This is a genomic window from Candidatus Zixiibacteriota bacterium (genome assembly GCA_018820315.1).
Lineage (GTDB): Bacteria > Zixibacteria > MSB-5A5 > JAABVY01 > JAHJOQ01 > JAHJOQ01.
The window spans coordinates 1-7557 of sequence record JAHJOQ010000048.1 but is presented as its reverse complement, the minus strand read 5'-3'; the positions used below and the strand labels follow the sequence as shown (position 1 = coordinate 7557).

6 protein-coding genes are annotated in these 7557 nt (G+C 54.0%); all 6 read left to right on the top strand.

Going from position 1 to position 7557, the window contains the following annotated elements; genetic code table 11:
* The coding region (locus KKH67_04260; protein ID MBU1318391.1) for a DNA methylase at positions 1-1061 on the top strand (1061 nt) is incomplete at its 5' end.
* A 126-nt stretch (positions 1062-1187) separates the two neighbouring features.
* Positions 1188-1442, top strand: coding sequence for a UPF0175 family protein (locus tag KKH67_04255; GenBank protein ID MBU1318390.1), 255 nt, complete (start codon positions 1188-1190; stop codon positions 1440-1442).
* The gene (locus KKH67_04250) at positions 1432-1920 is read left to right on the top strand and encodes a DUF3368 domain-containing protein (GenBank protein MBU1318389.1); all 489 of its coding nucleotides are present in this window, start codon (positions 1432-1434) and stop codon (positions 1918-1920) included. The genes KKH67_04255 and KKH67_04250 overlap by 11 nt, the downstream gene beginning before the upstream one ends.
* Positions 1921-1923: 3 nt before the next feature.
* Entirely contained in the window at positions 1924-3723 is a 1800-nt protein-coding gene (locus KKH67_04245) for a hypothetical protein (GenBank protein ID MBU1318388.1), read from the top strand.
* Positions 3689-4612, top strand: coding sequence for an ATP-binding protein (locus KKH67_04240; protein MBU1318387.1), 924 nt, complete (start codon positions 3689-3691; stop codon positions 4610-4612). The genes KKH67_04245 and KKH67_04240 overlap by 35 nt, the downstream gene beginning before the upstream one ends.
* Positions 4602-7343, top strand: a complete 2742-nt coding sequence (locus KKH67_04235) for a hypothetical protein (protein ID MBU1318386.1) — start codon at positions 4602-4604, stop codon at positions 7341-7343. The genes KKH67_04240 and KKH67_04235 overlap by 11 nt, the downstream gene beginning before the upstream one ends.
* The last annotated feature ends 214 nt before the right edge of the window (positions 7344-7557 follow it).

Here is a 7557-nt window from a genome sequence, read left to right as displayed (position 1 = left end):
TTCCCGAGTGGTACGCCGACAGCAAACGCGCCCTGGCCGTCAAGGGGGCGGATGAAAACTTCCGGATCGCCATGGTGGAGTGCTATCGCCGTCTGGCCGAGAACATGCCCGACAACGGCTTGCAGCTCGTCATGTTCACCCACCAGGACGTGGATGTCTGGGCTGATCTTGCCCTTATTCTCTGGTCTGCAGGGCTCCGGGTGACGGCCGCTTGGACCATCGCCACGGAGACGGACACCTCCTTCCGGACGGGGAAATATGTCCAGGGGACGGTCCTTCTCATCCTTCGCAAACGCAAAGGCACTCTCCGGGGGGACCGGTCTGATATTTACCCAGATGTGCAAACCGAGGTCCAGAGGCAGCTCAAGGCAATGCTGGATCTTGACGACAAAGAGGACCCCAACTTCGGCGATGCGGACTACCAGTTGGCCGCCTACGCCGCGGCCTTACGGGTCGTCACGGCCTACAGCGCCATCGAGGACATCGACGTCGAGCGCGAGCTCCGGCGGGTCCGCAAGGCAGGGGAGTCGTCGCCGCTCACGGACATGATCCAAAGTGCCGTCCGGATCGCCTCCGATTTTCTTGTCCCCGACGGCTTGGACAAAACAATCTGGAAGCGCCTCTTGCCGGAGGAGCGTTTTTACATCAAGGGCGTCGAGATCGAGGCCCACGGGGAGTACCGCGACGGGGTCTATCAGGAGTTCGCCCGCGGCTTCGGCATTCGCGATTACCGGGGCCTTCTCGGCAGCGGCGCGGCCAACCAGACCCGCCTGAAGACGCCCGATGAGCTCAAGGGGCGTGATCTCTCCGGCGAGGGGTTTGCCGGATCGCTGCTGCGACAGATCCTCTTTGCCGTGTACAAGACCGCCGAGGAGGATGATCCGCGACCGGGGCTGGATTATCTCAAGCAGGAGGTCCCCAATTACTGGGATCGCCGGCAGACGATCATCGCCTTGCTGAACTATCTTTCCCAGAAGCCCTCCGTGGCGATGGTGCACTGGAAAAAGGATGTCGAGGCGGCCCATCTCCTTCTGGGTGCCGTGGAAGGAGACGGCGTATGAACTATCGCTACCCCTCCCACCCTTTTTTCAACGCAAAGAATGTTCAGGCGTGAAAGGGTTGTTGACAAGAGAAACTGATTAACGGATAATAGCTTGGAATAAAATGACTTTTAAAGAGGTGTTGTCATGGCAACAAGACAGATCGTAATCGAGGTGCCGGAAAAGATCCTGCTGGCAGAGAAGACGGATGAAATCGGATTCAGCCGTGAATTGCCGATCCTGGCCGCCGTGAAGCTTTATGAGCTTGGGCGCTTGTCTTCGGGGAGGGCCGCAGAACTGGCCGGTATGACCCGCGTAGAATTCCTCATCAGTTTAAACCGTTACCGCGTGTTTCCTCTCACCTCCGAACTGGAGGATCTGGAAGGAGCCCATGCCGGATAAAGCCATCAGCAATACATCACCCCTGCTCTATCTGCACCGATGCGGCGGTTTGGGGTGGCTTCCCCGCCTGTTTACCTTGGTTTGCGTTCCCGGCGCGGTGGCTTTTGAACTGGCCGAAGGAAGAAGCCGGGGATTCGACGTCCCCAATCCCGAAGACCATTCTTGGATGAAAATTACGGATCCCCAGGCAACGCCTTCCGAGTGGTTTGTTGTGGATCTCGGTGCCGGAGAGATTGCCGCCATGTCTTTGGCTCTCGAACACCCCGATCATATTCTTCTCCTGGATGACGCCTTGGCAAGAAGAACGGCCATCGCAGCTGGACTCACGGTTTGGGGGACTTTGCGGATTCTGCTGGAAGCTAAATCATCCGGTTTGATCGAAAGCGTCAAGCCGGTGATTCATCGCCTGGAGAAAAGCGGTATGTGGGTTTCAGAGGACATCCGGCGGCGCGTCCTGGCGCTGGCCGGCGAGAGGTAACACGTGATAGATGTTGAGCAGATCACAGTCAATGTTCGCATACCGTCGAACGAAGTACGAATCGTGGCTATGCAGCCTTTCATCAAGTTTCACTCTCAGACTGAAGAGCCTTTCCGGTGGTCAAATGATGCGGTGAAGGTTCAGTTGGCCGCGATCCATCGTACGCTTGACATTGCGCGGGGTGGTTTCGGCAGTCGTTCTGCTAACTTCACACTGTTCCCTGAGTACGCAATCCCAGGCATTGCTGGTGCAGCTGTTATCAATGACAGAATCTCTGCAGCTGCGTGGCCTAATGAAAGCATCATCATTGCAGGCGTCCAGGGCATCCCCAAGGATGAATACAGAGACCTGTGCAATATGCTGGCTGCCCAGGTCAGCCAGTCCAACGCACCGGATTCCGTGCGGGATAACCAGTGGGTGAATTGCTGTGTAATATGGGTCAAGGACCGTGAAGGTGTGATTCATAAATGGGTGCAGCCGAAGGTACGCCCAGCTTGGCCGGAGATGAACGTTAGCTGCAACGACATGTTTTGTGGGTCCAATGTGTATGTCTTTGAATGCCAGTATGAGCCGAGCGGCTTTCCGTGCAGATTCGTTACTCTAATCTGTTTTGACTGGGTCGCTTCCCTTGCTGGTGCCACCGTTTGCTATGAATTCCTTGCGAAACTCACCGAATTGAAGGCTCCCAATCTGACACCACTCGATTGGGTTTTTGTTGTTCAGCACAACCCAGACCCAAACCACCAAACTTTTCTGAATAGCACATACCGATTTCTGACAGATGCCAATACGCATCCTTTCGTCGAACGCGACAAGGCAGTCGTGGTGCATGCCAACACAGCGGTATCACCGCGTCCGGCACGGAAAGGGTCGGGCGGTTTCTCGGCTTGCGTCTTCTCGCCCAGCGCTCAGCTCGATTGCATGTGCTGCCGCCCCACAGTCTGTATGCAGCCCTGCTCACTGAGGAATAGCAATATCCTGGATCGCTGTAAGGACGTTGTCTTTCGAGAGATGGGTGAATGTATCCACGCCTTCACCGTACGCGTACCCCGCTTTGTTACCTCAGACACTACTGACAGGAGCTACCCGTTGCCGCTGGCTCATGTTTATGCCACCTGCAACAGCAATGATCCAAGGCTGTCTGGAGGTCAGGTTCCTGCTGCTGTCAAATGGGTCTGCGACTCGCTCGACAGTGTCGAGCCACTGTCAGCAAATTCACTTGCGGGCTGTCGTCTCAAGGTGAAAGCTGAAGCCATTGAGCCAGACATTATCGACGCGATGCGTTCATCCAACGGTCATGCCGCTTCTGACTCCGTGAATTGGGCGGCATGTTCTTTTTCCGGTGGAAACGAGTCACGCAATGAGAGCCGTCGTCTCAACGCTGACCTCTGGGGGGCAGATGAAGCTGACGCCCTCAAACACGTGCTGCATTCACTTACATCCCTCGGACTGGCGTATAGTTTGGAGTTTGAAAGCGCTGTACTGCATGGCGCAGTGCAAGACGATGAAGGCTTCGTTCAAGTCGTTGCCATCCGTGGTGATACCCATCAGGATTGTCGTCTTCATTACGACAAGCACATTCCAAATCAGGGAACAGATCCGGTTCTGGTGATAGCCAACGATCATTATAACCTCATCCCGACGCCTGAGGAATACTTGAGATTTTACGAAACCGCTGGCGAGGGAGGTTTGGCATTCCTCGACTATCAAACATTGATAACCAACTGTCGCAATGCGGCGGACAGCAGCACTTTAAAAGGGTATCTCGATGGCATTCTCCCAAGACTTCGACGAATCATATAGCAGACTCAAGGCAGCACTCGGGAACCTCCTTGAGGGGCGGAGCCCTGAAGTCATAGTGCCGCAAGGCGGTGACTACCCGTTGCTCGTGCTGGAAACTCCCGGCGATTCAGTCGGGTTTGCCGTCGTGAACGGCACACCAGAGCCTGCATTCGCTTCCGCGTATGACTCATTCAAGCGTCTCTACCGCCAGAAGCATACTGCTTGGAAAGAACGGAATCTGTCCTTTGTCGTCTGCCGATCAGAACCTGAATCCACCCATGATGCATTCTTCAGCTCGATAGAAACAGATGTCTATTTCTGCCGGAAATACGTTGTCTGGTTACATCGCGACCAAGCTGAACTCGTGCGAGAACTTCTACGGTTGCCGTTCCTGCCGCTCCAAGAAGGCCGTGCAGGTAGTGTCCTGCGGCCACCCTCGGCGCAAACGCTCCTGCAGAATCTGAACGTAAGTGCTCAGCTTGCTCGCCAGATCATCGTTCCCCTAGAGTACTCCGCAAACCGTATTGTGGATCAGCTGCTCACAGGAAAAGAGCTGCTACCCGCCATCGGTACTGGCGTTGACCCCGATGTGCAGCACCAAGTCCAACCCACAGAACGCACGCGAATCAGAAGTGTGGAAATCGAGGCATTCCGTGCCTACAGGAAGAGGCAAGAATTCGATGTTGATGCGGATGTGGTCGTCTTTTATGGACAAAACGGCCTCGGCAAGACCTCCTTCTTTGACGCACTTGACTACGTTTGTACGGGGCGAATTGGACGTCTCTGTCGCCGCCGTATCAGTCAGAATGACTTCATGGATCTTGCGCGCCATCTGGGCTCATCGGTCAGCGAAGGGTTCCGTGTCTATGCAGGTCAGCCAGGGGGATACGGTTTGCTCAGTGCGACGTAGCGTCGCCGATTGGGGTACTGCATTGATCGGTACTGATAAGTATGACCGGGCAAGCGCCTTGCAGTTTCTTACCTCTTCTCATTGGGAGCCGAAGAAAGCGCGCATTGAGAATCTTGAGCGCCTTTTCCGTGCGACCCACCTATTCGGTCAATCTGACCCAGAACTTCTCGTGGAGTTCGAGCAGGACTCCACGCTCTCTTCCGATCTTGTGCATCGGATGCTGGCTCTTGATGACTATGCGTCAGGGTTGGCCAAGGCTGCGGCAATCCTGGCCCAACTCGATAAGCAGCTGTCGGAAAACAAACAGCAGGCAAGCGTTCTCAATGTCCGTGCGAATGAAGTGCAATCTCAGATTATGGCGTTGCCGGAACCACAAGATGCCGTGGAGGCCGGCAAACAACTGAGAGACATGGCAGCGAGATTGGTCAAGGATCTCCAGGTGCATACCAGTGTGACAATTGCCGATATCGAACCTAACCAGGCGTCCGCTCGCGAATGGCGTGCCATGGCTGAATCGGCGCTCAAGGATGCCCAAGATAGACTCCGCCAACTCCAAAGCACAGAGTCCGGTTTCGCCCAGTTCGCCGAGAACAGGTCTGCGCTAAAGCACATCACAGATGAACTCTTACAGCTTGATGTGGTCCTCAAGGAGAAGACTGTTGGGTATAGGCAACAGCAAGAAGCGAGGAAAAAGCTCACAGGCAGTCTTGAGCAGGAACGAAGTACACTCGCGCTGGTAAAATTGAGACTGCGTGCCCTGGCCGAGCTGGGTGGTCTCCAAGAGGTCTTTAAGAAGACCAAAAGCTCTCTTCAGCAGTGGCAGTTGGAGTTAAATCGTGTAGCGGGCGAAGCAGATGCGACCACTGCTGAGCTTCAGCCGTTGCTGCCGGTGGCGGAGACTCTCCGCTATCGTGCTGCTGAGCTCCGCGAGGCGGTTCACGCCAAATCAAAGCAGATCCAGGCGTTGTCCTCCATCAAAGATGGTCTTCCATCTTGGGAGAAGAATCGTACGAGCATTATAAAACTTCAGCAAGCTATTGATAGTGCACGATTAGCCTTACAGACAGCCAACGCTGCTATTGATGACCTCAAGACTGGGATTGCAGCGAGGGAGAAGGAGCTATCGGTCTGTGAAAAGGAGTATGGAAACCATACGGCGAACCAACTCGAACTGACTCGGCTCCTAGATAAGATCGAAGCTCATGTGGAGAACGGCATTTGTCCGACTTGTGGAATTGACCATAAATCCAAGGCTGCTCTTGTTGAGAAAATCCACGCCCAGAAGCAGGATAGACCGCCTCATGTGGAGACCCTCGCGAAACGTTGTGGCGAACTCCGGAAAACCCTTAAACAAGACAAGGCATCACTTGAAACTCGGATCGGCGAACATGCATCCAAGAGCGGCAAGTTGGAAGAAATGGCAAGCAAACTAGCGGAATTACAGGAATCGGTCGCAGTGTTCGAGCACACCGTGACCGAGCTTGGGCTTCCTGTGGACAAGCAGCTTGCCGCGACTGTTGGCCGCAAATTGATCGAGGAGAAGACCGCTCTTCGGCTCTCGCGCGAGACACTCACGAACCTTGAGCCTGAGTTGATGAGTACCACCAAACGAGTCAATGACTTAGAGCAGAAATTTACCCAGCAAGCAGAGGCTCGGAAACGAGCGGATGCCGCAATTATGCCTTTGGAGCAACAGATCACTTTCCTACGCGCCAAGGGTGAAGCGTCAGGCTTGACCTTGGAGATGACCCCCGAGGAATTGACAGCGGAGTCTGCGGCTTTCACCTCTCGAAAAGCAGGAGCGGAGAAACGCATTAGCGAACTCACTCCGCAGATAGAGATAATCACGCAAAATGCAAATGAGGTGGAGAAGCATATCAGTGAAGTGACGGAAAAGATCAAAACCCTTCGTCGAGACAAGGAACGCTTGGCAGAGACACTGCGACGCTACGAGGATAATGCAGCTTCCGTAATTGACCGTAATGCACTTTCACTAGGTGCCATCAGCGAGCAGAGAAGACGGGCCACGGAGCGTGTGGATCTCCTCGATGCACTCAGAAGACGCTGTATCACCCTTGAGCGAACAGTCGATGCCGCACAGCGATCTGCACTATTGGCGGAGCTCGAAGCTCAAACCCAATCGCTGGCAAAGCAGAAACAGGCTCTCGTCAAGGCAGCCGAGCGAATGTCAGAGGTCAAGAAGTGGTTCGCAAGCGTAAAAGACGCACTCGACAAGAAGAGCTCAAGTGCTGTCGCCAACCACGTTGACGCATTTGGTCCTCTCACATCGGTGATCCAAAAGCGCCTTCGCACTGTGTATGGATTCGGCGATGTCAGACTTCTTGCGAAAGGAAACGAGATCCATGTTGTGGTTGACTGGGAAACTAAACATGTCAAGCCAGTTGACTACTTCAGCGACTCACAGAAACAAATCCTGATGCTCAGTCTCTTCCTTGCTGGTCGGCTGACCCAGACTTGGTCAGGATTCGCGCCGATTCTGATGGACGATCCTGTCACCCATTTCGACGATCTAAATGCATTTGGCTTCGTCGAACTCATCAGAGGACTCATCAGTACGTCGCCGGGCAAGCGACAATTCTTCATCTCTACCTGCGAAGACCGGCTTTTCGAGTTGATGTTGAAGAAGTTTGGTAGTGCGGAAGGTGGAGCAAAGTTTTACAGATTTGAAGGTATTGGTCCTGCTGGACCGATTATTAGTGGCGGTAGATAATGGAGTACCGGCGCGATCTATACTAACCTGTTCCGACACACTGAGTGTCGAGGTTGTTTGGTGCACAAACAGAGATGATGGCAGCATAATGGTTGATACCATGGAAATGGAAGACACCGTTTTAAAGGTGTTTGGCGCGCTTTCGATGGATCCATTCCAAATTGATACTAATGCGTACATCGATTTGCTAAAATTACTTTCAAAGAGGCTTTAC